General features: G+C 51.0%; 16 protein-coding genes. 9 read left to right on the top strand and 7 right to left on the bottom strand.

The genetic code is table 11. From position 1 onward, the window contains the following. Positions 1 to 219 precede the first annotated feature (219 nt). From ABFD83_09410 to ABFD83_09380, 7 genes are all read left to right on the top strand, one after another. On the top strand, positions 220 to 3,483 hold the full coding sequence (locus tag ABFD83_09410; protein MEN6357287.1) for a CHAT domain-containing tetratricopeptide repeat protein: 3,264 nt from the start codon (positions 220 to 222) through the stop codon (positions 3,481 to 3,483). Between the two features lie 115 nt (positions 3,484 to 3,598). Further along, on the top strand, positions 3,599 to 4,657 hold the full coding sequence (locus tag ABFD83_09405; protein MEN6357286.1) for a hypothetical protein: 1,059 nt from the start codon (positions 3,599 to 3,601) through the stop codon (positions 4,655 to 4,657). A gap of 198 nt (positions 4,658 to 4,855) precedes the next feature. Then, complete coding sequence (locus ABFD83_09400; protein MEN6357285.1) at positions 4,856 to 6,184, top strand: zf-HC2 domain-containing protein; 1,329 nt, start codon at positions 4,856 to 4,858, stop codon at positions 6,182 to 6,184. 155 nt (positions 6,185 to 6,339) lie between these two features. Further along, entirely contained in the window at positions 6,340 to 7,230 is an 891-nt protein-coding gene (locus tag ABFD83_09395; protein ID MEN6357284.1) for a hypothetical protein, read from the top strand. Positions 7,231 to 7,363: 133 nt separating this feature from the next. Further along, on the top strand, positions 7,364 to 8,611 hold the full coding sequence (locus tag ABFD83_09390) for a hypothetical protein (protein ID MEN6357283.1): 1,248 nt from the start codon (positions 7,364 to 7,366) through the stop codon (positions 8,609 to 8,611). Positions 8,612 to 8,627: 16 nt separating this feature from the next. Then, positions 8,628 to 9,776, top strand: a complete 1,149-nt coding sequence (locus ABFD83_09385) for a C39 family peptidase (GenBank protein ID MEN6357282.1) — start codon at positions 8,628 to 8,630, stop codon at positions 9,774 to 9,776. A gap of 67 nt (positions 9,777 to 9,843) precedes the next feature. Next, on the top strand, positions 9,844 to 10,932 hold the full coding sequence (locus ABFD83_09380; protein MEN6357281.1) for a C39 family peptidase: 1,089 nt from the start codon (positions 9,844 to 9,846) through the stop codon (positions 10,930 to 10,932). A gap of 57 nt (positions 10,933 to 10,989) precedes the next feature. Here the strand turns inward: ABFD83_09380 and ABFD83_09375 are convergent, their stop codons facing one another. Next, the gene (locus tag ABFD83_09375) at positions 10,990 to 11,985 is read right to left on the bottom strand and encodes a G5 domain-containing protein (GenBank protein ID MEN6357280.1); all 996 of its coding nucleotides are present in this window, start codon (positions 11,983 to 11,985) and stop codon (positions 10,990 to 10,992) included. A gap of 137 nt (positions 11,986 to 12,122) precedes the next feature. Between ABFD83_09375 and ABFD83_09370 the strand changes: the two genes are divergently transcribed. Continuing rightward, a complete protein-coding gene (locus ABFD83_09370; protein MEN6357279.1) occupies positions 12,123 to 13,139 on the top strand; it encodes an iron ABC transporter permease in 1,017 nt (338 codons plus the stop codon). Between the two features lie 56 nt (positions 13,140 to 13,195). Here ABFD83_09370 and ABFD83_09365 read toward each other — a convergent pair whose 3' ends face one another. The 5 genes from ABFD83_09365 to ABFD83_09345 all read right to left on the bottom strand — a co-directional run bounded on the left by ABFD83_09365 (position 13,196) and on the right by ABFD83_09345 (position 20,443). After that, positions 13,196 to 15,514, bottom strand: coding sequence for an aminotransferase class III-fold pyridoxal phosphate-dependent enzyme (locus ABFD83_09365; protein ID MEN6357278.1), 2,319 nt, complete (start codon positions 15,512 to 15,514; stop codon positions 13,196 to 13,198). After that, positions 15,515 to 16,297 (bottom strand): aldolase/citrate lyase family protein, encoded by a 783-nt coding sequence (locus tag ABFD83_09360; GenBank protein MEN6357277.1) that lies wholly within the window; start codon positions 16,295 to 16,297, stop codon positions 15,515 to 15,517. After that, the gene (locus ABFD83_09355; protein MEN6357276.1) at positions 16,287 to 18,545 is read right to left on the bottom strand and encodes an FAD-dependent oxidoreductase; all 2,259 of its coding nucleotides are present in this window, start codon (positions 18,543 to 18,545) and stop codon (positions 16,287 to 16,289) included. The genes ABFD83_09360 and ABFD83_09355 overlap by 11 nt, the downstream gene beginning before the upstream one ends. Beyond that, positions 18,542 to 19,648, bottom strand: a complete 1,107-nt coding sequence (locus tag ABFD83_09350) for a sialidase family protein (GenBank protein MEN6357275.1) — start codon at positions 19,646 to 19,648, stop codon at positions 18,542 to 18,544. The genes ABFD83_09355 and ABFD83_09350 overlap by 4 nt, the downstream gene beginning before the upstream one ends. Positions 19,649 to 19,720: 72 nt before the next feature. Continuing rightward, entirely contained in the window at positions 19,721 to 20,443 is a 723-nt protein-coding gene (locus tag ABFD83_09345) for a prepilin-type N-terminal cleavage/methylation domain-containing protein (protein MEN6357274.1), read from the bottom strand. Between the two features lie 386 nt (positions 20,444 to 20,829). Here ABFD83_09345 and ABFD83_09340 point away from each other — a divergent pair, with 386 nt between their 5' ends. Next, entirely contained in the window at positions 20,830 to 21,501 is a 672-nt protein-coding gene (locus ABFD83_09340) for a GGDEF domain-containing protein (protein ID MEN6357273.1), read from the top strand. Between the two features lie 233 nt (positions 21,502 to 21,734). Here ABFD83_09340 and ABFD83_09335 read toward each other — a convergent pair whose 3' ends face one another. After that, positions 21,735 to 24,857, bottom strand: coding sequence for a VWA domain-containing protein (locus tag ABFD83_09335; protein ID MEN6357272.1), 3,123 nt, complete (start codon positions 24,855 to 24,857; stop codon positions 21,735 to 21,737). Positions 24,858 to 24,860: the final 3 nt, after the last annotated feature.

The following is a 24,860-nucleotide window of genomic DNA, read 5'->3' as shown; positions in this document are numbered from 1 at the left end:
ATCTCTGATGCCACTACCTGGCACTTATATGCAGGCTTAGCGGTTAACGGAATCTCAGATCCCGAGATTGCCCCAAAGGGGCCAGATTGCAAATCTGCCCCAACAGAAATTAGATGCGTTAGCCCTGGGTTTTGTGATATCCAAGAGGCAGTCCAATGTGATAGAATCTTACATGGGTTACCTGGCTCTCTACCTATCACATAACTGCGCGGGTGGATTTTGTTTATTAGAAGATTAGCCCAATTCATCGGGGCTTTGGTCCTGATTATAATATTTGCATCCGGCGCTTGCTGGTCTCAGACAGCCGCAAAGAAGGGCCGAATGCTGGCTCAGCTTACCCAAGCGTCAAAAATCCCGCTTTCCGAACGTGTCGATTTCGTGGTAAAAGCCATCCCTACGGAGTCGGTTCATCTAGCCATAGATTTAATTGTCTACAAGTGGATGGTCAGACAATCGGACATACCACTTGATATCGCGAATATTACCACGGTTATACCGGCCCTCACAAAAAGGCTCAATGATCCCCTGGTCAATTCAGCGCAGCAGATTTTTTCAACTCTCCAGTCGGCGGACAAGTCTACTCAGTCAACTGTGGAACGTAGCGACGAAGCGTCTCTGCTGATAAATTTGCGCACTGAGTACAAAAGAGCTGTGGACTACAAAGAATCGTATCCGACTCAGGCGGTCAATTCACTGTCTGCCGTTATCGATATGTGTCAGAGGCTGCACCTGGATATCTCAGGCGCAGTAGCTCAGAAGGAGCTTGGAGACCATTATCTATATGGTATGGCCAGATATCGCGATGCTGAAGAGTGGTGTTATAAGAGTGCATCTCTGACATTCACATTATACAACTGCAGACGTTCGAGTGCGATCATCTACGACGATTGCGGCTGGCTCGACTTTGAGACCGGCAACTATTCCGATGCTATAGACAACTACAATCTGGCCGCTCGGCAGTGGGTGTTTCTTGCCGGTCTGGATCCCAGCGGATACCGTTTTGCAGGCCGTGAGTATATGAGGGCAGGGGACGCCTCAAGGGCCGCCGGAGATACCACCAGGGCACTGCAACTGATGACCGAGGGTCTGGATCAGCTTCGCGTCTGGGCGTATGCCAAGCGGTCCTATTCCGAACTGGTAACCAATCTGCTCTCCGTCGCGGATCTATGCAAAGAACGAGGCAACATTCCGCAAGCGCTGGACCTGCTCAATGAAGCCGGGCGCGATTGCAATTCGTCGGGTAATGCGATACTCATTGCAAAGACATATGAGATGCTTTCTGAGGTATATGCCGCTGCGCGCCAGGATGCAAAATCAGCCGCGGCCAGACGCAATCGGGAAAAGATACTAAGCTCTGCTGCCGCAGCCGGCGATGCCGCTATCGCCAATCTCGAAAACAACCCTATGGCCAACGAGAATACCCGTCAAGCGCGTCAGGTCAAGGCCGAAATAGGCGCATCGGCATATATGGAGTTGGGCAAGTTCGACAAATCCGCTTCCGCGTGGAAGAGGATTGCCGATCTATATCCGATCATGGCAATGGCGGATCAGAAAATAACCGCACTTCGTAAATATGCGGATGCGCTTGATGCACAGGGCAAGTCGAAGCAGTCGCTGGTAGTGAGGCGCGATGCTGCCATGACTGCCATGAAAGCGAACAAAAAGTCACTGGCCGCAGATATAGTCCAGTATGATATGGTGCCTGCGTTCATAGAGATGGGTGACCCGCAAAATGCGTTCGAAAGCTTTACCGAGCTTGTCCCAATTCTTGAGAACTCAGGCAATCTGCGCGGGTTTGCCAGTGTCCTGGAGGCGCGTGGAACTCTTTATGCCAAATACGGGCAGTATGAAGAAGCGATCCGCAACCTGCAGGATGCGCGTATCAGATATACTTCTCAAGTGGGTGATTCATGGGCAGCATATGAAGTCTCTCTCAAGCTTGCCGACGCCCAAATGTCTGCAGGCCGAAGGGATGATGCGCGTGATACGCTTGAAACCAGCCTGAACGACATGGAATCCAAAGCAGCTGGTGATAAGATTGATCCTTCGCTCAATTCATCTCATAGCGAGATCATTATGAACATCTACTGCAATCTGGCGGCTGCTTATGTCCTTGAAGATAGAGCAGACGATGCAAAGGCCCTGCTTCAGAAAGTCGCACGGTTCTCATGGCTTCCGGAACGCATCAGCCAAATGAAAAAGGATGCAAATCCCAAGATCGCGAAGTTTGCGCAGTCGTTGGATATTGTCGCCGGGAGTGGGCGGACGGATGATAACGGCATTTCCGGCGGTGACAGGCTTCTGGCTGATAATTGGGCGGATTACTGGCAGGTATGCCTGATGCTCAGAACGCAAAACCCGTCAGTGTTTAACTCTCTTCCCGTTGACCCTCTTGACCTGTACAGTAAGCGCAATGTGCTGCCCAGGTTCGGCACTGTAGTTGAGTATATGCTTACGGATACGTCTGCATATGTGTTTGTCTGCAAATATGAAAAGTCCATATGCAGGCAGATCCGCATATCGAGAGGAGACCTGGAAAAGCAGATATCCGATCTCCGGACTGCTCTTAAGGACTGCGAAGATAGTCAGAGGGCGGGCATACCTACGCCGCCGGTCAACGACTGGCAGTCTCAGTCCTTTACCGAGATCCGCAAGCCCTTGGAGGGGCTGTATAATATATTGATTGCACCCATAAAGCAGGATATCGAGAGCGCCCAGACTCTTCACTTCGCTCTGCCCGATGAGCTTGTGGGCATCCCGATGCATGCCCTGCTCGAACCCTCGGACCCGAACGCTGAGCATGTCCCAAGGTTTCTCATAAGGGAATACGGGATCAGTTATCTTGATCATGATCATGGCATGCTCGACAATCTGATTGATGAAAGCAGCAAGATCGATTCAAAGTCCGACAGGCTCGCGATCTTTGTCGACCCTGACAACAATTTGCCCGGTGCTCAGGATGAGGCTAGAGCAATAAAGGCGTTGTATTTGAACAGCGGGTGGTATGTCGGCCAAAATGCAACCAGCGCAAATTTCATCAAAGAAGCGAGCAGGGCAAATGTGCTGCACATTGCCGCCCATCACAAGATTGACCCCAATAAGTTTGAACTGTCGCTTGCTGCGCAGGGCGGTTCCGATGGCAGCGTCACAATAGACGAGCTCTCATCGGTCAATAATTCGCATCTGAATCTCGTCGTACTCTCCGCATGTGATTCTATTTCCTCTTCCGACCCGATATCCTCAGGTCCGTCGTGCGCTGCGGAGGTATTTTCCATGGTAGGAGCGAAATCTATATTAGGTGGTTTGTGGAAGGTATCGGATAAATCTGCGTCTAATATAATGGGCGGGTTTTATCGCGGCCTGACGGGCGGCAAATCCAGAATCGAGTCTCTGCGGTCCGCCCAACTTGCCGCCATAGACGGCAAACAATATGCTCACCCGTTTTATTGGGCTTGTTTTGCTCTTTACGGATGTCCGTGGTAAATATCTTACAGAGGACAGTGGAAAGCTGAAAGCATGAAGCAGCCTGTTTTGGGCTTTCCACTTTCCACATTCCGCTTTCAGTCGGTTTCATTGTGAATTATAAGCTTGAGGTTATATGGACGCACAAGGCCTGCTTGAGGCATATATAAACTCGCCGGGCAACTCCGGTGACGAATATTGGGATGATCTTTCGGATAGCGTCAGAGACCTTGTACACAGGTCGATCGGCAAGCGTGAGATCGCCGATCTCGAAGATTTTGAGGAAGACTGCATCCTTGCAATCTGGACCAAGATAAACATGCTCAAGCTTGGGCAGTCCGAGACCGGCATCGATAACTTCGAGGCTTTCATCAGGCGCGCGGTTCACAATCGCTACTGCGACGCCATTCGCCGCAAGCGTCCGACATGGTATAACCTTAAGCTCGAGCTGCTTGAAATTTTCTCAGGCAAGGCAAATATCGAGGGCTTTGCGCTCTGGCAGCACCCTGATAGCGGCGCGCGCATATGCGGTTTTGCCGATTGGCTCGGTTCATCAAAGCATGCGAGCGCAAAGTGCCGCGAGATTATCGACAACCAGGCATCCTTCCGCAGCAAGTATCTGAACAATCGTGACCCGCAGGAGCTGGCTACCTATGAACTGGCTTCCGCCATATTTGATTGCTGCAGTGGTCCTGTCGAGATTGACGTGCTTACAAGCTGCATTACCGATCTCAGGCAGACACGTACGACCGAACCACTCTCCATCGATTCACAGCCTGATGGTGATGATGAGAGTGGTGCGCCTCTGGAGTGGCTCGTCTCGCCCGACTCGGATGTTGAGAAACAGGTTGTCGACTCCGGCTGGTTCGCTCATGTGATCGACTGGTTCTGGAAGGAATTCGTCCAGCTCTCAATCAAACAGCGCAAGGCTCTGCTCTATGGGATGGCCGGTGACCAGGTTATGGCACTCGGTTCGGCAGTCGGTCTGAAAGAAGTGGCAAAATCGCTGGAGATAAACATGCGGGAGCTTGCGTCTTTGATAAATAAGCTGCCTGTGCCGGATGCCGCCACAGCTGATGAGCTTGGCATTCAGGCAAGAGCCGTGCCGAGTGTCCGGTTCAAGGCCTGGGGTAGAATTCGCAGGCGTACTAAGAAATCCGCTCTTTCTCTCGACGAAGAACAAGCCCTGATCTGATTGATTATCTAGTATTTTATATTGATTATTTTGAATTTGACGTTGTGAAAAGCTGGTCTCTCACTGCGCACCAAATGACTGGGTTTTAGGACTTTTGCAATTACTTCTCCTGGTAAATATAACAGTTTCTTAAGCCGATATATTTTCTGGCAACATTTGCCTGTATGACGCGTCTTAACAAATCGTAGGTACAATGCGATGAAGTGTATAGATAAGAAAGAACTTAAGACTTACGTAGAGGCCAGGCTCGATCCCGAGAGGATGATCGAGATTGACGAGCACATAAGCTCATGCTCCAACTGCCGGGCGGCGCTCGGTGATATAGCACCGCTGAAAAAGGCCGCGGCAGAGTTGGGCGCGTCACTGCTGGGTATGGACGACTGCCCTGAGTACGAAGATATATCGGCATTTGTCGACGGCGCTCTGCCTTCGGACCGGATGGTTTCAATACAATCGCATATACACTTATGTGAGGCGTGCTTTGCCGACGTCGAGCAAATTCGTGAAATGCGCTCGCATGCCGCGCTTCGTGAGAAGATTACGGTCCATCCGATGGCAACACGCCGTGCTGCAAGCCATGGCTTCGGCATTTGGAAGCGCGTATTTGCGGGCTTTGCAGGAGCGGCTGTTATCGCAGGAGCGGCTATAGTGATCGGTTCTTTCACTTCAGCGCCCAAGTTGCCGACTATGGTGGCTGCGAAACCGCCTGTGGTCGATCAGATCAAACCTAATGTATCTAATCTGCAGCCCAAGCCGGGCAAAAGTGCGGCTGGTGTGAAACCGAATGTTGGCACACCTGCTGCAGAGCCGGATAAAGTTTCTGCCAAGCCTGAGCCTAAGTCCAGGGTTATCCTCAAGGACGGAAACTATAGTGTAATCAAGCGCAATGGGCGGATGGTCTTTGCTGATGCAAGCGGCGCACCCAGGACTGCGCTTGAGGCTAAGATTGCAGCCTCTATAGAAGAGAAACTCCGAACCGGTAAGGTCACACATGCAAAAACGGCTCAGTATGCTATGGCAGAGGTTCATTTGAGAGACAATGGGGCAGGGTATACTCCTTCTCCCAATGCGCCAAAGCCGGCCGCGCCGATTGGCAAGGTAGTAATGGCCGACAGGCCGACACTTACCTGGTCCAAGGTAAATCTGGCTGATTCTTATAGAGTTCGCGTATATGATTCGCAATTCCAGCTTGTAAGCGAGATCACAACAGATAAGAATTCCATTACTCTGCCGAAGTCGCTTGCAAGGGGCGCAGGGTATATATGGCGTGTCGGAGTAAGGTTCAGCGAGAGCGATTCATGGGCGGAGTCTAAGCCGGTTAAGTTCTTTGTGCTCTCTTCGGATGGTTGTTCTTCGATCCAAAAAGTTAAGAGGACGCTTCCCGGCTCGCATATTGCGCTTGGAGCGGCATATGAATCGGTTGGTCTCTATGATGAAGCCCGACAGGAGTATAGAGAATTGAGACGCTCAAACAGAAACTCCCCTCTGGCCAAAGACCTGCTCTACAAAACAGGAAATATCAAATAATAAATATCAAATACTAAATACTAAATACTAAGGGGGCCTCCGAGCCCCTTTTGTATTGCCATCCTCCCAAATGCAACCTCCTATGCTTAATTGTTTTCCACATATTGATCGAAGGGTAAAAGTGTACGCTATTACTGACTGGGAGGAAACGCAATATGAGTATTGCAAGCAGAGAAAAGCGCGCACATAAGCCTAAAACAATGACGGCTATTGGTTCCAGAATAACATCCCGGGCCATTTTTATTGCCAAATTTGTGGCGGTGATATATGCTCTGTATTTACTAAGCAGCCTGGTAGCCGAGTTTAAGATTATATCTGCAAAGCTGGACAAAGTTGAAACCATGGCTGCCGATATGAGTGAGCTTTCGACCAGGCTCTCAGCCATCGACAAAACAAATGCCGGTGTCAAGAGAATGGAGAAATACATGAGTTATATGCCGATAATGGCCGACACAGGCAAGAAAGCGCTTGATCAGTCCAGGGCGATGAATCTCAAGATGGATATGACCAATTCTAGACTTATCGCCACAAACACTTGCATGACCAGTACAGCCGGCAGGCTCATGGATGTTTCAAGCGGCTTGACCGGCGTGGGAGGCGAGGTGCGTCAAATGCGAAGTTCAGTCGAGCGTATGGCATCAGGCTTGCCCGGTTTTGGCGGTTTGCAAAAAGCATTAGAGCGGACGAATGCCGGTCTGGACAAGACTGCAGCAAATATTCAGAACGTTACAAGTGGGATCGATCATGTAGGTAGCGGCCTCGATGAAATGCAAGGACTTCTTAAAACAATGAACACCCAGTTTTCAATTCTACCCGAGATGAAAAAAAGTCTGGATGCGACCGGCTATCAGCTTACTGCGGCATTTACGGCAATGGAACCTGTAAGCCGTGAAATCCCTAAGTTTACCGCGTCGCTCCAGGAAATGAACGAGACCAGTCGCGAGATGAACCGCACTACACAGGAGATGGCGGCAAGTCTCAAAAGAACGCACAGGCAGGGCGTGCTTGGTATGGCAGTTCTTACAGCCGCAGACCTTGTTCGTTGATTTTGATGTGATTAAAAGTGATCTAAATATGATTAAAGGAATGTGGCATTTGTCTTGACTTTAGCGTGCTTGCATGATAAAAATGGAATGATTACAGAGTGGGGTAGGCTGCGCGAAAGGCGGAGTGCATGATATGAGCCATTTCAAGTCAATTGTAATGTTGGTCGTTATTGGAATTCTTGCCGTGTCGAGCATGTCATATGCTCAACTTGGGCTTCGTAACTTAAATGTTGGAGATTCTGTCAATCTCGCAAATGTTCGAATTACTGCCGTGGGCGGCACAGGCGGAATAACAACTGATTACGGTCACATCGAAGATACCAATCGTATGGAAGGCGCACGGTTTTATGTATCCTCGCTTGCGGCAAAGGGAGTCGGTATCGGTGATGACGTGACAATTACCGGCGCCATCGCCTCAGACACTACCGGCAAGTATATAAATGTCAGCACTATTCAAAAGACCGGCGCCTACGTGCCTCTGGAAGCATACGGGATGAACAACACCGCGCTTGCCAAGGACAACGCCCGCGGGCTTTTTGTTCTGACATGGGGCAAGGTAAAAAGCGCCGGCAGTAACTACTTTATGATCAGCGATGGAAGCGCAACGCAAATAAAGGTCTATTGTGGATCTATGACCAAGCCTACCACCGGCCAAGCAGTGAGAGTACGAGGTATTGCAGACGGCACAAATCTGTATATGAGAAGAGAATACGCCGATTGGACATATGCAGGCAGCGCATTTCATGCGCTTCCTTTCCCCGGCAAATATAAATATCCCAGAGAATGGCTTGTGCTCGGCCCGTTCAAGGATTCGAGCCATACCAACGATTACGAACTGCTGGACGTTGATTTTATAAAAGCGTATACCGGTGTAGATGAGTTTGCCGCTATGCCAAGGATCGGTGATGTGGTGGGCAGTTGCACTTGGAAGCGCGTGCAGAGTCAGTTCGACATACTGGCTCTGGACAGCGTGCTTGCTCCTGCAGATGTAGAGCACAGCGTGATATACGTCCACCTTTATATATGGTCACAAACGGATAGTCCGAGCGTATACCTCAACACAGGGTGCAATGACTGGTGCCGGGTCTGGCTCAATGGTGATGACACAAGTAACGCAACGCCAGAAATTTTACGTGTAGATCAGAATGTGTGTTCAGCGGGTCGCGGTGTCGTTTATGGCGATGATGGACCATTTGCGATCACTCTTCACAGTGGGCTTAACAGCCTGATGTTTAAGATAGTCAATCAGACTGATTTAGCAGGATTGTGCTGCCAGTTTACTCAATATTCCGCTACGAGTGTCAGGGGCTATGGTGGGTTTTCGCCGTATACCTCGACCGGCCTGGGCTATATGCTGAATGGTTCGGACACGGAGGAATAGAACAATTTTGAGGAATATGTGCAGGAATAGAATAATATGGCTGAGACTTCTGATTATTTGCGCATTTCTCGCCATTAGTATATCCGCTGACGCGCTTGGCAGCGGGTGTGCCACTGCGGCAAATCTCGCTGTAAACAAGACCGCTACCGTCACGGTGGTGAACAATGACGCCAATCTGGCATATGAGGGTGAATCTTCATCTGATATAACCGATGGGTCCCTTGCTTTTATCTCACCGGAGCAAAGGCAGAATGACGGTTGTGTGGGTTGGCGAAACAGCGTCCGCGGTCGAACAATGACTGTCACCGTTCAGATTAACCTGGGCGCTAGCTGCACTATAAGCGCTATACGCTACAACCCGGGGAACCTGCCTTTGGCAACCCTGGCGGCTGATACAATGACAACACCATTTGGGACCACGAGTGTTAACGGAGTGCCTAACGCCTGGACTGCGCACTATGCCACTACCACGATAGATGCCTCAACGGTTACTATTACATTGAAAAAGACGAATACGGCGGCAAACAGAAACTGGATGTTTATTGGAGAGATTGAAGTGTATGGAAAGGTTATAGAGACACCGCCGCCGCCCACCGGCGTGTTATTGCCGGTGACATTTTTGCCACAGCACTTCAGTGATGCTTACTGCTCCGATGGTGGAAGCGGCAGCTGCGGCCCTGCATCGCTTTCTATGTGTGCTGCCTATGCGCTTGGAAGAGCGCCTCAAGTCAGCGATATCAAAAAAGTGTGGTCGTTTGTCCACGGCCATTCAAGCTCATACGATTACAGTTACGAATGCGGAAATGACTTGAATGGGACGAGCTTGACTCAGCTCAGAAATGCTGCTCGCGGTTGGCCTTTTAGTCTCAGCCATGTCTCAACCGTATCTATCACTTCACTGCAGACGATAAAAGATGAGCTGGATGCAGGCAGGCCGATGGTAGTTCATGTGGTTTGTTCGCATCTGTCAAACCGCCCATATGATTGGAGAGGCGGCCATTATGTGGCTGTCATAGGCTATGATGATAATCACATAATTTGCAACGATCCTATAAATTCTTCCGGCGCGCAGATATACTACAGCAATTCCGATATGCTGGCTGCTATACTGGACGATTGTAATGGTAGCTGCAATACCGGCGGGCTGCGTTACTTCTATCAATAGGCATAATAACACAAATTGCTAAATCAATTGTTTGAGCGAGAGTGGCAAGCGGATCAAGGAGAAATGAATGACGTGTAAGATGTATTGCGGGATTATTGTTTGCATGCTGCTTATGATAACGATTTCATCTGCCGAATCAGCCTCAATTTGTGAGACCGAAACAAATCTTGCCTTAGGCAAGCCTGTGACTGCTACAGTTGTGAACGGTGACGAGAATGCTTCATCTGTAGGCGTGTCGTTATCCGATATAACGGACGGTTTACTTACATTCTCGTCAAATCAAGGGGTGGAAGACGGTTGCGTCGGATGGCGGAATAGTGTTCGGGGTAAAACGATGACTGTTACCTTGGTGATTAATCTGCGTGCGATTTGCGATATTAGGGCCATTCGCATCAATACAGGGAATGTGCCAACCATAACGTACAGCCCCGATTCAATTACAACAGACTTCGGCACAACCAAAGTGAATACAGGTCTTCCAAATGCTTGGACAACGCACTATGGCTCAACCCAGGCAAAGACTGTGACCGTCACATTGACAAAAAAGAATACGGCGTCAAATACGGCATGGATGTTTGTTGGTGAGATAGAAGTATATGGAATTCAACTTTCAGCTTTGGATCCTCCTGATTCCGCATTTTTGAGTGTTCCGTTTGTGTCGCAGTTTTACACGCTCAATGGTAATAGCTGTGGATCGGGCAGTTGCGGTCCTGCGTCTTTATCCATGTGCTCAGCATATGCCCTTGGAAGGGGACCGTCTACACAGGACATTGTAAATGTCTGGTCATTTCTGGGCCGCGATACTTGTGGTAATGACATGAATGGAACGAGTCTCACTGAGTTGGCCAGTGCCGCCAATGGCTGGCCATTTAGCCTTAGCCATGTCTATAGTTCGACGTTGACCGTTGATGGTCTCAAGGCCGAGATTGCAGCAGGCAGACCGGTGCTTGTTCATGTTACGGCCGGCTATCTGACGGATCGACCGTATGGATATAGTGGAGGTCATTATATTGCCGCTATTGGATATGACCCGAACTACATTATCTGTAATGACCCGGGGTCTTCATCAGGAAATAGTAGATACTATACTATTAGTGATATGACAAAGGCAATGGCAGACAAAGGCAATGGCGTGTTGTGCGGTTTCTATAAGTAAGAAAACATTGAAACGGGGGAGCGATTCTATATCGCTCCCCCGTTTATCCCTCAACCATCACCTGGCTTTGATGCCTACCGCGATCCTTCTGGGTGAAGGTTCGTGTAGAATTACTTCTTCAATAGTCTCACTGCCGACTTTGCAACCATTTTCATAGATCGTGGCGACCTTCACCTGGCGTTTGCCTGATGCGCCAGGCGACAGCTCTACGCTCTTGCCGGCAAAAAGTGTTGCGCTGGATACCCTCTGAACGGGTGCAGGAGTCTTTTCAATACGCTCGCTCTGATCGCGGACGATAACCGTCAGTCCGGCCTTGCGCGCCTGCGTCTGCTTGATCCTTATCTTATCGCCAATTTGTAGGCGGGCAAGATTTACACCGGGGTTAAGTGTGGACAGTTCGTCCAGACTCAGATGATTTCTTGATGCAATCGAGGATGCGACATCCCCGTTTTCTACGATATATATTGCGTCTCTTCTGACGGGTTCTTTGGAATCAAATATGAGCTTCACGGCCTGCTCGGCTGTTTTGCAGTAGAGCGAAGGGTCTATAGCGGCTACATCGACAGTCACATTTTCCTTAAACTGCGGCTCCTCGACCAGGTTTTTGGCCATCTGCCCGAATCTCATCTTAGCGAGTTCCAGCACTTCTCCGGCGGTCTTGCGATTCGGCACAGCAACTATAGGCTTGCCGTCCACAATAACCGACCACCTCGGCGCAACGGGCGAGACAACGTGCTGAACGACTCTTACGGCCATGTGACGGCTCACCGGACGCGCATTTCCCGGCGCTCGCGCCACGCGCACTTCCTGTTTGAACTCGATCTCGGCGGGGTCGCAGCCGGTCTTGCGTTTAACTTCCTGAATTACACCTCTTGCTTCCTGCTCTGACGGCACGCATACCACGGGTTTACCGTCAACTACTATTATAGATTTATCGCCATGGAGGCGTCCGATGCCCCAGATGGTGATGAGGATAATTGCGATGAGGGCAAAAAAGATTCTTTCAATCAGCAACTGCCCTCGCAAGTTACGGATGATCTGCTCGTTGTCCATATATTTACTCCTGACTTATTCCCATTCTTATTATAACTGACTGGTTGGTGGTGTCAAATGTTGATCTTTATCGTGTGCTCGCGTATACTTGGCATATCATGAAACCCACAGGCGAGTCTCATATATTCAGACGCATAATGATCGGATGCGTTTCGCTTCTTATATTACTTGCGCTTGCTTTTGCATTCGATGTTTCCTACGGTGAGAGCAGTGTGCCGGTCGGCGCAGTAGTTCGGGTTGTCGGATCGCATCTGCCCGGTCTGGCGGGCAGCGCCCTCGGTGTCAGCGAGATGGACCGGACCATTGTCTGGGATATCCGTGTCCCTCGCGCACTCCTTGCGCTTATTGTTGGAGCCTTGCTTGCGATGGCTGGCGCGGCCTTGCAGGGTCTGCTTTTGAACCCTCTTGCTGACCCATATACGGTGGGAGTCTCGTCCGGCGCAGCCTTAGGAGCGGGGCTCGCGACTATTCTCGGTCTGAGCACGGTTGCGGGCGGATATGGCGTGCCTGTGGTCGCATTCGTTTTTGCCATGGGCGCAATGTTTATCGTATATGCGCTTGCCAGGTCCGCCGGAAGAGTATCGATTCATTCATTTTTGCTGGCGGGGATAGTGGTAGGGTCGTTTCTGTGGGCAATGCTGAGTTTTGTAATTGCTCTTGCGCCTCATGGCCCGGATGGTGTGCAGTCGAGTATTATTTTCTGGCTCTTAGGCAGCTTCGACGCTGCCGATCCATGGGGCTACACGCGTATAGCCGCTCCGTTTGCCGCATTCGGGCTGATCGCGCTGTTTGCATTTGCGCGAGACCTCAATGTCTTTTCCATGGGTGAGGAGACAGCGCGTCATTTAGGCATCGAGACTGAGAATCTCAAGATCGTGATTATCGCTGTAGCGTCGCTCATCACGTCTGCTGCGGTGGCTGTTAGCGGGATAATCGGGTTTGTAGGGCTGGTTGTGCCGCATATCTGTAGAAAGATTTTCGGGCCTGATCACAGGATCCTCATTCCGACTGCCGCGATAGGCGGAGCCGTGCTTACAGTGCTAGCTGATTTGATCTCGCGAGTGGTCCTGCCTCCGAGTGGGCTGCCTGTCGGTATCGTTACAGCTATGCTGGGCGCGCCGTTCTTCTTATATCTGCTCAAGACTAGTAAGTAAAGCGGTTGTCTTGAGCAGATGTAAGAATTCTGTCCCTATTCAGTGCGTAATATCGATCAAAGCAGACGTTGAAATCCGCTGTGAGCTGGTTGCCCTCGCAGCTTCTCGCGTACCGTGTTTGAGTCAAGCGCCTGGCTAATCTCTTCGAAGACCTCTCCAACCGCTTTATCATAAAGCTCAATCACATCGTCAGTGTGCGCAAGGGTGGGGTAGATACTGCAGCCTGCCAGAAAGCTTCTATCGAGCATAAGCTGAGTGTAGAGAGTGCGCAGTTCGGCGCTCTGTTTATGTTCAAACCTGAAGTGGGCAAGGCAGGGGTAACCGTCTCCGGCGACTACCGGCAGCCCGGTTGTTGCAGCATGTCTGTTCCAACTATCAGATATCAGCGATCCTACGCGCGCAACATTTTCCACCACATTTGCGCTTTTCATCTTGCCTATTGTGGCGAGAGCTGCCGCAGGCCCGACGGATTCTGTCCAGTATGTGCTGCTGATAAACGACGACTGTGCGCCGCTCATCGCTTCTGCCGAACCAATAATCGCTGCAACCGGATGTCCATTACCCAAGGCCTTCGCGAAAACGGCAATGTCGGGGTTTACTCCCAGTTTGAGGTGCGCTCCTCCGAAGTGAAGCCTCCAGCCGATAGTTATTTCATCGAATATCAACAATGCCCCGCACTTGTGCGCAGAGTCCCTCACAAACTCCAAAAATCCAGGCTCAGGGTTGTTGTAGCGGCACGGCTCCATTATGATGGCGGCCAGTTTTTCGCCGTGTTGATCCAAAATTGCCTGAAGTGCCGCTCTGTCATTGTATTTGAAAGTGAAAGCCGTTCCTCTAAGCTCTCTTGGCACGCCCAGCGGGTCGAGACCGGCAAGCAGGTGACCGCGCAGTGAATCATTCTCGGCCAGGTTTGCCGCAAGATACCAGTCGTGCCAGCCATGATATCCACAGATAGTCACAACTGAGCGGTCAGTAGTTGCGCGTGCGATCCGCACCGCTATAGCCGCGGCTTCTCCTCCGCTTCTGCCGAATCTGACTTGTTCGGCCCAGGGGTGGATCTTGCAGAGCGTGTCAGCCAACTCCACTTCCTCGGGAGGATTGAGGCTGCTCATACTACCAAGATTGATCCTGCGCCGCACTGCCTGGGTAACGTCCGGGTCGCGAAAGCCCAGCAGGCATGATCCGATTCCGTTGGTGGACATGTCATAATAATGCCTGCCGTCTATGTCCCACACTTCACAGCCTCGCGCCTGTCCGGAGTACGGCGGCCACTGGTCCGGAGCCATCATCTCAGGACGTTTGCTCAGCAGTTGCACACCGCCGGGAATTCGCTTCTTTGCGTGAGTATAGAGTTGCTGGCTGAGAGTAGTATCACTTTCATTTATCGAAAGCAGAGCCAGTGCATTGTCACAGAAGATGTCTTGCAAGTCGGTCTTGTTCAAGCCGAAAGAGTGCGCGGCATTCACCAGCGCTCTCAGTGATTCAAGACCCGTCAAAGCCGGGCGGCAGAATGAAGAATCAGACTCGTCTGCGCTTTCCGGCGTGATAAATGCAAAACCGTCGCCGACCGTTACAAACTTGCCTCGCTGCTCGGATATGGGAAAATCGCTTCCCCACAGGAGCCTTCTCGGACCAAACTCTTCGAGGACAGCCATGATGGCTTCAGCTTCACAGATACCCGATGTATCGAACCAGACGTTTTCCAAACCCTTAAGTGTCGAAATGCCGTTGATTGTGTTGCATGCACAAAAGCCTCGGCCGCAGTGCGCCAGCACAAGCCTGGCATCAGGATACTTCTCGCACATCCGCCGGATGCAGTCCAGATTTCCTTTGTCTGAGAGTGCAGCGTATCGGACGAGGTGAAGCATGATGACCATGCCCCTGTCATTTGCGACACGCCAGATCCACTCAGGCAGATACTCGCCCACTTGAGCATTATAAGTCGGAGTGTGCTTGCTCATTGTGTGATATGGTTTGAACCCGCGTACAACAGGCAGTTCGCATAACTTGGCGATCTCATCCTGGCTCGAATCCGGTGAGACGACAAGCAGCGCCTTGCTGTTATCTTTAGCGCTGCTTGCCTGCGAGATTGTGAACTGATTTGCTTCGTTCAGGTCTTTGATGCAGGGATAACCCATGAACAGTCCGCCGACCAGCTTACTTTTGCCGACCTGCATGCCTATGTGTTTCTTCCAGAGCTCAATGTCTGCCACATCCGGGCCTTGGGTAATTATATTTGAGCCGGATAGCTGAAGATCACGAATTCGATAGATATGCGCATGCGTATCGAAGATGCGCTCAGGCATAAGAGAGCGCATTTCTTCGGCAATTTTTTGATCTACTTCGACAAACGTCCAGTTGGAGTTTACCCTCATTTACTTGTTATATTCCCTGGCTTTCTCATTAAATTTGCATACGACATCGTTGAAGAAAACGGAAAGCGTCCTCACGTCCGATCCCATCGGAAGGAACCTGTAGCCCAGGTCAACAAGCTCTTCAATCTTCTCAGGGCTGCCCGGAGTTCCCGCAAACTTGCCGTGCTTTATGGCCACTTCCGCCACTCGCTTGCGAGTCTCGGTAATTCTGGGGGCGTCCCATTGACCCGGCGCTCCGATTCCCTGGCTGAAGTCGGCGGGTCCGAAGAAGAGCATGTCTATGCCGTCCAGGGCTGCAATCTCTTCCAATTCGTCCAGGGGTTCAGGGTCTTCTATTTGAACAGTAATGAACCTCTCGCGGTTGGCAAATTCCATATACTCGATCATTTCGGCCGCGCAGAAATCGCCGTCCGAGTTGCCGCCGTCTATCGGCCGTCTGCCGAGTGGGTGAAAACGAGTCATCCTAACAACATTTTTCGCATCTTCCAGGCTCATTATATGCGGGACCATAATACCGGTCGCGTCCAGTTCAAGCGGCCTAATGTAATCGCTGTAGCAGCCTCTTGGGATCCTTACCATCGTGTCCGTATCATAAGCCTTTGCCGCCAATATTTGCCTCTCGATCAAGGCAAGATCATTAGGCACATGCTCCATGCAAAGCCACAGGCAGTCAATCCCAGCCATTGCCGCCATTTCAGCGGCCCTGGAACTGTCCAGATTCAGCTTCAAAGAGCTTACTATCTCACCTGCTCTCAATTTCCGCAGGACTCGACTACTTTTCATACAATTCTCCTTGTTTCTTTGGACCAAAAGCCCGTATTTCGTAAATTCTAGCCGATTGGGAGCCGTGAGTTGCCAGGCAATCAACTCTGATTCCTTTCGCGGCAATATCGGCAAACGTGTGTGATCTGCAGCGTTGGTAGTTGCCGACGACAACGGCTGCTTCCTTCCAACCCGACCCATCGTGAAGCGATATAACATAATCCCGCACGATTGTCTCAACCATTCCCGACCCAAGCCGACCGTACGGCGGCGGCCAGTATATGTTCCGGTCAAGATCAGGGTCAAAGATTAGATCGACTCTGCTGACAACTTTAGTTTCATCAAACTCAATCTCTATCGATTGCGGCAGGGCCTGATGCGGGTCGGATATCCAGCAGTTTGTCCATTTCTCAGGTCTGTTTACGCCTGATTGTACATTCGACCCGCCATAAGGCCGAGACAGCGGCGTATTCCTGAACCTAAATGTTCCCTTCGACATCGACCTCCATTTTACCTTGCCGTTGGAGTCAAAAACTGCTCGATTGGTTGCGAACACTCTTGATGTCTGCGCGGCGCAATATACGCCGGGCTGTGCGGACAAATGCACACAGTAGAACTTTTCAGGCTCGACATCAACATTAAAATCGAATTCAACCCAAAGTGCTTCATTTGCAGCATGAACCGTTGCTGATGCAGTTGCGACATCCGACTTGCTTTTGAAATCGTTTATTGTATTTGCTTCCCTCAAACCTGCTTCGATCGTTACAGGATGCTCCAGGCCCGAGAGCATGTAGAAACCGACTTTATCCAGTCTGGACCCGCTCACAGGAAACATCTGAGCGATATCGGTAGATAGCTCGTGCCATTCATCGGCATCGGTAACCTCAAGAACAGCCTCGCTCGATGTCCTAATTGATGCATTCGCAATCAAATCGCCGGAGTTATCCTTGCGCATTTCCACAATGTAGCAGTCATCATCGAGCAACTGCTGCTGAAGCTCGTGTATATGATCCTTTGCAAGCTCTCTCGGTGTGGTGTTATGTCGTGAGCACAGCGCGGCAGCAGTTCCAGCCGCCTGACCGATCACCGCGCATGTTGCCATCACTCGAAGCGTTCCCAGAGCTACATGTGTGACACTTATGTCACGTCCTGCAAATAGCAAGTTAGGCACATCTTTTGAGTAAAGCGCCCTGAACGGTACACTGCATGGCTCGGCAATAAAGTCATGAATGCACGGCGGTTCCTTGGAATACATGCCTTCGGGCGGATGAATATCTATCGGCCAGCCGCCATAAGCGACCCTGTCATCAAATAGAGTTCCGCTCCTGATATCGTTTTCCTTTATTATATAATCGCCGACCAGCCGCCTGCTCTCCCTTGGAGCGATAACCGGGCTTATCCAGGTAAGCTCGTAATTTGCGACGCCGTGGTCTCCCGCATTTTTCATGTGGTCCCAGATGCCGTATACAACAGCCATCAATTCATCATAGATATCCTCGGCATCATCGATCACATCGAGCATACCGCCGTATTCAATCCACCAGAACCCGAACAGCTCACCTGTCTCAGGGTCATATATCTCCAGCTCAGGGTGACGAAACGGCAGGCTATCATCCGTCGGAAACTTTTTTGCCCAACTCGGGGCTGTAAACGGGACCGGCCTGCCAAGGTCGCGCGCTCTGAAGTAAAGGGAGTCTCCCATCGTGCACTTGTCGGCGGATTCAGGGGCAAGCGATTCGTCGAATTCATCGCGTGCCTCTCGCCCCATTCGGAACCGGGCTCCCGCCAGCGCTCCCAGACTGCCATGACCCGTGCAGTCTACAAAGAGCCTGCCCGAGATCACAAGCTCTTTTTCGTTCGTCAGTTGTGATGCCTTAATGGCGGAAATCGAGCCATCCTCATCTATATAGACGTTACGAACAGACGTGTTCAGCAGCAGGGTAAGTTTTTTTTCGCGTTTTGCCATCTCCCAGAGGATCACACTGCGCAGAGGTATACTGCCGAGAGCGCTTGTCGAGCGATGCAGCATCTCCAGCGCATATTCGCCCATCAGCCCTGTTTCACGAGCATAGCGAATAAGACCGCTGCCGGAGAAATCCGCGCCGCCGATACCGACTAATATCTCACTGGACGCATTTCCGCCCAGCACCGGCCTGTCTTGTATGAGGACAGTCTCGCAGCCCATTCGAGCGGAAGCGATCGCCGCGAATGTGCCTGCCAAACCTCCTCCAACCACTACAACATCAGTTTCAATGCTGTCTTCTATCATTTTATTGTGACACCGGGTGCTGGGAGCATTTCAATTCCTGTAAGGTCTTCACGCATACGCATCCGCACTCCCCAGACCGCCTCGCGCCTGATCTGGTCCATCCTGACACCCTGGTTATCCAGATACACCGCAAAGATCGATCCGTCGGGCAGCAGCATGGGCTGCGCATAGCCATAAACATCCGGGTCCACACTAAAGCCGTATTTACGTGACGGCGAAAGCCAGGTCTGCCCTCCATCGGCGCTGAGAATTGCATACACTCCGCCATAGGTCCCATAGTTGCCGTGCGTGCACACAAGAACGCCATTATCCAGGCATAACAGATTGCATGCGAATATGCCCAGCTTGCCCTTGCACAGTGGGGAAGGCGTGGTCCACGTGTTTCCACCGTCATCAGAGAAGCATATGTCGGCAAGTGGACGGGCGATCATTACCAGCCGTCCGTTCGGCAATTGCGCAATACCCGGCTCTTCGAGTGTATGGTCCGCTTCTATAACAGAGAGCCGCTTCCAGGACACGCCCTCATCAGTCGAACGCATTATTGCTAGTTTATAATATTCGTCTTCGCCTTCATTTTTGCCGTATATTGCAAGCAATAGCGAGCCGTCGTTGAGAATAATGATCGGTCCGTCAGTTGCGTCTCTGTTGAAACCGGTGTCCATGCGCTCCGGCTGGGTCCAGGTCAGACCTCCATCAAACGAGCGAATGGTATATGTTCTTGCGCTGCTCTTAGCCACTTCGCCTTCATCATCCCTATCTTCACCATAGGCAAAAAAAGTGCAAATAAGCGTGCCGCTCGGTAGTTCGACAATGAATGGGTGCCGGTCATCATCAGGGGTGTCAACAAGGGTTTCGGGCTTGCTCCATGTGAGCCCCTCATCATTGGACCTGATGATCATTGCTCGCCCGCCTGTAGGCGCTGCGACAGTCCAAGGCATAGGGTTATTGAATATCGGCTGCACGCGAGGAGAAGCATGCCAGTAGCCTGCATTGAACGTTACCAACCATGTTCCGTTTTTAAGCCTGGCTGCCGCTTCCCATCCCACAAATCCATTGTATCCGGGGAATGGGTCAGGTTGGTTTACACCGGGTCCCACAAGCATTCGGCGGCACTGGGCCGCCGACAGTTTACTTGGTGTTTCTTTAACTATTTTTAGACTTAACGATAACTCCATTTAGTTCCAATCCCATAGCGTAGTATCCTGGCAAAGCTTGCTTTTCTTCATCCAAGAGGCATGCCCATCACACCATGCTACAATGGCGCCTCCGTTGTGGCAATCCGAAACCACATATTCTGCGCTTCCATCCGGCATTTTCATTGGCGAAGCAATGTCACTATAAATGCAGGGTTGTCCTTGATATGTGTAAGGTCCATCCATTTCATCGCCGGCTACACTTCCAGCTACGCGGCCAATCGAATCTACCAGGAAAACGGTTTTCGACGGAGTCTTGATATTGCTTGCAGAGAACCCCTTCGGGACATAACCCGGCTGGCCTGGGACATTGCTTGCAAGATAGTAATAGTTAATACCATAGCCGATAAATTTATACCATGGGAGAGCTGTGTTGTCGTAATCTGCATATTTGCCCATTGGCCGTGCCGCACAAGCGAACACTTTATAGTTTCTGACATAAGGCATTATGTTTTCCATCCAGTAACGCCAGTCCGGTCTCCAACGGCCTTTGCCGCTTATTGCGTAAGGGCACAGACGTCCATTATTGTCGTCACAGTAACTGGTGTATGCAGTGGCCAATTGTTTCACATTATTCAGGCAAGCAGCCTGTTTTCCTTTCGCTTTTGCGCTTGTATATACCGGAAAAAGTATCGCCGCAAGGATTGCAATAATGGCGATGACAACAAGTAGTTCTATTAGTGTAAAACCCTTAGCATATCTCATAATGCTACCCTCCCGACTTATATTATATGCTACAGCATTACCAGTATTTGAAGTATAGCATGCAATCAAAATATGTCAATAGAGGCTGTTGTGATAGAGGAAATATGGTCGCGATTTTACTGCCCTCCCAGTTTAATTGAGAAGCGGTCGAGCAAGAAAATCGCTGGGTTTGACGTTTATCGCAATTGCCTCCAATAGGCATTCGCACTATCAGCAATTGAAGATAGAAGTATGAGGCTAGATACCTTGGAGTGAGGGCGCAACCTCACTCGCAAGCGCTCAATACAAAAAAACTGGAAATACGAATAAATGCTATTGCAATATGCTTAATAGCATGGTATGACATGAATACATAGGCTATTATATGTATAAGGAGGACAATAGGTATGTCTGAGACAACGGTCACGGGTAGGGATCATTTATCGAATCTTGGTAATAGCGAGGAGCTCTTTGAAGCTCTTTCTGCCGAGATTACAAATGCAGCCGAGTCGGATGGCAGCGTATCGATTGCTCTAATCGATATCGACAATTTCGGCCAGATCAATGACAACTATGGGCACGAAGTAGGCGATAAAGCGCTTGAGCTGGTCGCCGGACGGCTTATAGAGCTTACACCTGCCGAAAAGAGAGTGTTCAGACACAGCTTCCGTGCAGGCGGAGATGAGTTCGTTATTGTAATGCCCTCTGTAGAGAAAGAAGACGCATTTCTATTGCTGGAGCGTGAACGCGCAGCCTTTGCCGGTGAGCATGAGATCGAGCATGATGGACAGAAGTTGGCTGTGCCAATCACATTCAGTGCGGCAGTCGCGACGTTTCCTGAGGACGGTTTGCGCCCGCAAGACGTTCTGCGCAAGGCCAATGATGCATTGTATCGAGCGAAAACCACCGGGCGTAACAAAGTCTGCCTGGCAAAAGAAGAGAGAATGGTCACTAAGACCAGCCACTATACGCAGGCTCAGCTCGCGCGGCTAGCGCATCTTGCTAAGCGTGAAAAGGTCGGCGAGGCCGTGCTCCTGCGCGAGGCTCTGGACGATCTTCTGATGCAGTATGGCATGTAGGATTCTTATATTGAATGGCGAAATATATGTAGTGCAGGACAATTCTTTTATGGGGTTGGTTTGATGAATGGACGGGTTCGATGGCTTGAAATCAATGGCTCTACAGTCTGCAGGATATCGGCTTGGCGAAACTGGCCGTTGATTATCGCTTTTGTTGCTTCGGTTCCGAAGGGGCCGGAGCATTTATAGTTACATCTTCAGTATACAACTCGAAATGATAGTTTTAAGACAAACTATTCGCGCTTGTCCTTCGCCCTTCTCTTTGCAGCAAGTAGCCGAGAGGTCGTATCAGCAGTATTATCATCTTTTCGCGGTTCCTGCGGCTTGGCGGAGCCATGATCATCCGGGGTATTCTTGCCCCGGACGTAACTTTGTTGTTGATCTTGATCGTTTTGATTGTCAGGAGAGTCTTTCCCCCGATGTCTCATATCACCTATCCCTCCAGGTATCTTACCTGGAGGGTTTGAAGCTATGTGCTGATCCTGGACGGATGGAGTAAAAGGTGTTTGTTGCTTCGGTTCCAAAGGGGCCGGAGCATTTATAGCAACATCTTCATCCGACTCTTTTCGCTGTTTCTTAGATTGCAGCAGCGATCCTACACTCTCCACGCGCTCGGCACCGTGAACTCTTTTCAAAGCCCTGCGCCTGCGAATGCGATTGACAACTCTCTCGCGGATTTCAGCCGCCAGTTCAGAGCTGAGAGCCACTCGCCGCACAGCCACATCCAGCGGGAAGAGCACAGCCGCCAATATTATCAGCAGACGCCAAAGGTCCGTATATGTCTTGAACTTGCGGAAGTGCGAGCTGAAGATATTGTTAGCCTTTGGGTCAAACCTGCCGGACGTCTCTGACGCAAGCTGCCTGAGTAACGCCTCATTTGAGCTTATCTGCTTATATTCGGCTGGGTAGGGGATAGAGACCACCGACACATCAGGCGCAGTCGAATCCTGAATCCTGTCTCCAATACCTCCAGGTATCTTACCTGGAGGGGTCGAATCTCTGCGAGCTACGTTTACTACATACGTCCCGACCTCTCGCGCATCAAAACTCGCCTCATATCGCCCAGGTCCTGTCTGCTCTATATTTAGCGCATGCGAGGTCATATCCGGTCCTACGACCGATCCTGCGAACTTGAGCAAATTGATAAAGTTGCCCTTCTCGTCTACTGCATCGATATTTACTCTCCCGACGCCACTATCGATCTCGACACTGCTCTGGAAGTCCTTCGATGCGCTCTTACGCATAGTCGAGCGGACCGCTTGTGCCCAGAACTTGTTGTAATTCGGCCAGGTGAGCCACCTTGCAGCCCATCTGGCCTTGCAGTCTGATGTAAACGCAGCCGACCGACCAAGCCCGTATTGCCAGGTTACAAATATGGGGTCATTCTTTTGCGAGGCTATCGCTACACGCGCGGCAGGCTTAGCGCTTGTCGCCACATAACCCAGCAGTGGCGGCATGCTCGCCAAGTCAATTCCCCCGAGTTCGGGGCTTGAAGGGTCTGCTCTGGGAGTGAACGGCTCCTCAATTACGAGTGACTTTGATATCGTCATGACGTCTTTTGTGAAGATAGCCTTAAGGTCGGCAGCCCTCTGAGCCAGATAATAGCCGCCCTTGCCGTAATAAGCCACACCCTTCAGAAAAGGCACGTGCGGCCCGTCGCCAATTGCCACAGCCGTCACGGTTATCTTCTGCTTCTGCATTTGTTGGACCAGCGGGATCACGCCCTCCTGGTCGTCACAGTCCGAGCCGTCCGCAAGCAGTATAATATGCTTCTGACGAGTGCCGCTGTTCTTGATCATGTTGTGAGCCATCACCATAGACGGATAGACCGCTATCCCGCCTCCCTCGGCTCTGATAGTCGATATTTCACCATAGATTGGACCTTTATTGACTGCGGACTTAAGTGGAACCGCGGCAACCGGGTAACTGTGGCATACAATGATCCCGACCTTGTCAATAGGCTGCAGGAGCTTCACTACAGCCGCTGCGGCGTCATTGGCAAGCTGGATCTTTTCCCTGCCGCCCTCTATAGCGCCCATGGAGCCGGACTTGTCCATCACAATCACAACCGACAGCGACGGTAGAATCTTAGTTTTGCGTATCGACATGTCCACCGGCAGAGCCTGCTCAATGGGGGTGTCAAAATACCCACCGGCGCCGAAACTGTTCTCTCCACCGATCATGGTGAAACCGATTCCGAGGTCTTTTACACCCGATTGGATCATCCGCATCTGATCGGGCGAGAGCTTCCATGCGGGCAGATCGGAAAAGACCACAATATCATAGCCCTGCATCTGCGCGAGCGATGTCGGCACGCCTGATGGATCACGCGTATCAACGTCTATATCGCTGGATCTGAGCGCTGAGGCAAGGTAACTTGCTTGACCCAGTTGCCCCTCGATATAGAGCACCTTAGGCTTGCCACGGACAATAGTATACGAGAGCGCTGTGTTATTCTCCGGCCTGGTGTCGTTCGGGCAATCGAGTATTGCGCGATACTCATAGTTTCCCGGTTTGGGTATCGATTGGCGGAAAGTGAGCACATTCTTTGATGTCCCTCCAGGTATCTTACCTGGAGGGCTGCCCACCAGTTCAACAGTTTTGATGCCGACCGGCGTATTATTTCGCAGCAAGCGGATGGTGGCAAGAGTCGGCTGTTTGGAGACCGCGATTATTTTGAGATCGAACGGTTCGCCCACCTTCACACTTCCCGGCGAGATCATCTTGTCCAGCAGTGCCTCACGCGGGAGCTGGCTTGCGATTGGAACTGTGTCGATAGAGACACCATTCGCGCCGATCAGAGCGGCCTGCTCGATGGCTTTGCCGATAGTCTCATTGCCGTCCGAGAGGAGCACTATCTTCTTCGCGCTCTGCTCAGGGAAAGTCGCCAGCGCAAGCCCGAGAGCCTGGGAGATATCGGTATTCGACGGGTTAGGCACCGAGTAGATCTTATCGAACCTGTTTATCCCTCCAGGTATCATACCTGGAGGGATAGCGTCAGAAGGAGCAAGCTCCACTGATGCATCTGCTCCGAACGCGATAAGACCGATCTTCTGCTCGTTTTTCTTGTGTTTGAGAGCATTGTTGACAAATGCAAGAGCGGCGTCCTGTTTAGCTTTGGGGATCGAGTCAGATACGTCGAGCACAAACACAACGCTCTCCTGCGAGGCATTCTTTACGACCCTTGCCCCTGCTAGGGCACATATCAGCAGTGCAATGATTATCAGTCGCAGCCCGAGAGCCATGCGCGAGCGGAATTTCGACAGGTCCGCCAGGCTCCCCCGCGTCAGGCGCCATGTGAAGTATCCCAGCAGCGGCAAGAGGAGCAGGTATGCAGGTTTTGTAAACGTGATCATTGC

It is taken from the genome of Armatimonadota bacterium (assembly GCA_039679645.1).
Taxonomy (GTDB): domain Bacteria; phylum Armatimonadota; class UBA5829; order UBA5829; family UBA5829; genus UBA5829.
This window is presented reverse-complemented; position numbering and strand designations above follow the sequence as displayed.

Bases quoted from the DNA above. Each gene is read 5' to 3' on its own strand.
- ABFD83_09405 (MEN6357286.1), top strand. From the start codon at position 3,599: ATGGACGCACAAGGCCTGCTTGAGGCATATATAAACTCGCCGGGCAAC.
- ABFD83_09400 (MEN6357285.1), top strand. From the start codon at position 4,856: ATGAAGTGTATAGATAAGAAAGAACTTAAGACTTACGTAGAGGCCAGG.
- ABFD83_09395 (MEN6357284.1), top strand. From the start codon at position 6,340: ATGAGTATTGCAAGCAGAGAAAAGCGCGCACATAAGCCTAAAACAATG.
- ABFD83_09390 (MEN6357283.1), top strand. From the start codon at position 7,364: ATGAGCCATTTCAAGTCAATTGTAATGTTGGTCGTTATTGGAATTCTT.
- ABFD83_09385 (MEN6357282.1), top strand. From the start codon at position 8,628: ATGTGCAGGAATAGAATAATATGGCTGAGACTTCTGATTATTTGCGCA.
- ABFD83_09380 (MEN6357281.1), top strand. From the start codon at position 9,844: ATGACGTGTAAGATGTATTGCGGGATTATTGTTTGCATGCTGCTTATG.
- ABFD83_09375 (MEN6357280.1), bottom strand. From the start codon at position 11,985: ATGGACAACGAGCAGATCATCCGTAACTTGCGAGGGCAGTTGCTGATT.
- ABFD83_09370 (MEN6357279.1), top strand. From the start codon at position 12,123: ATGATCGGATGCGTTTCGCTTCTTATATTACTTGCGCTTGCTTTTGCA.
- ABFD83_09365 (MEN6357278.1), bottom strand. From the start codon at position 15,514: ATGAGGGTAAACTCCAACTGGACGTTTGTCGAAGTAGATCAAAAAATT.
- ABFD83_09360 (MEN6357277.1), bottom strand. From the start codon at position 16,297: ATGAAAAGTAGTCGAGTCCTGCGGAAATTGAGAGCAGGTGAGATAGTA.
- ABFD83_09355 (MEN6357276.1), bottom strand. From the start codon at position 18,545: ATGATAGAAGACAGCATTGAAACTGATGTTGTAGTGGTTGGAGGAGGT.
- ABFD83_09350 (MEN6357275.1), bottom strand. From the start codon at position 19,648: ATGCTTGTGGGACCCGGTGTAAACCAACCTGACCCATTCCCCGGATAC.
- ABFD83_09345 (MEN6357274.1), bottom strand. From the start codon at position 20,443: ATGAGATATGCTAAGGGTTTTACACTAATAGAACTACTTGTTGTCATC.
- ABFD83_09340 (MEN6357273.1), top strand. From the start codon at position 20,830: ATGTCTGAGACAACGGTCACGGGTAGGGATCATTTATCGAATCTTGGT.
- ABFD83_09335 (MEN6357272.1), bottom strand. From the start codon at position 24,857: ATGATCACGTTTACAAAACCTGCATACCTGCTCCTCTTGCCGCTGCTG.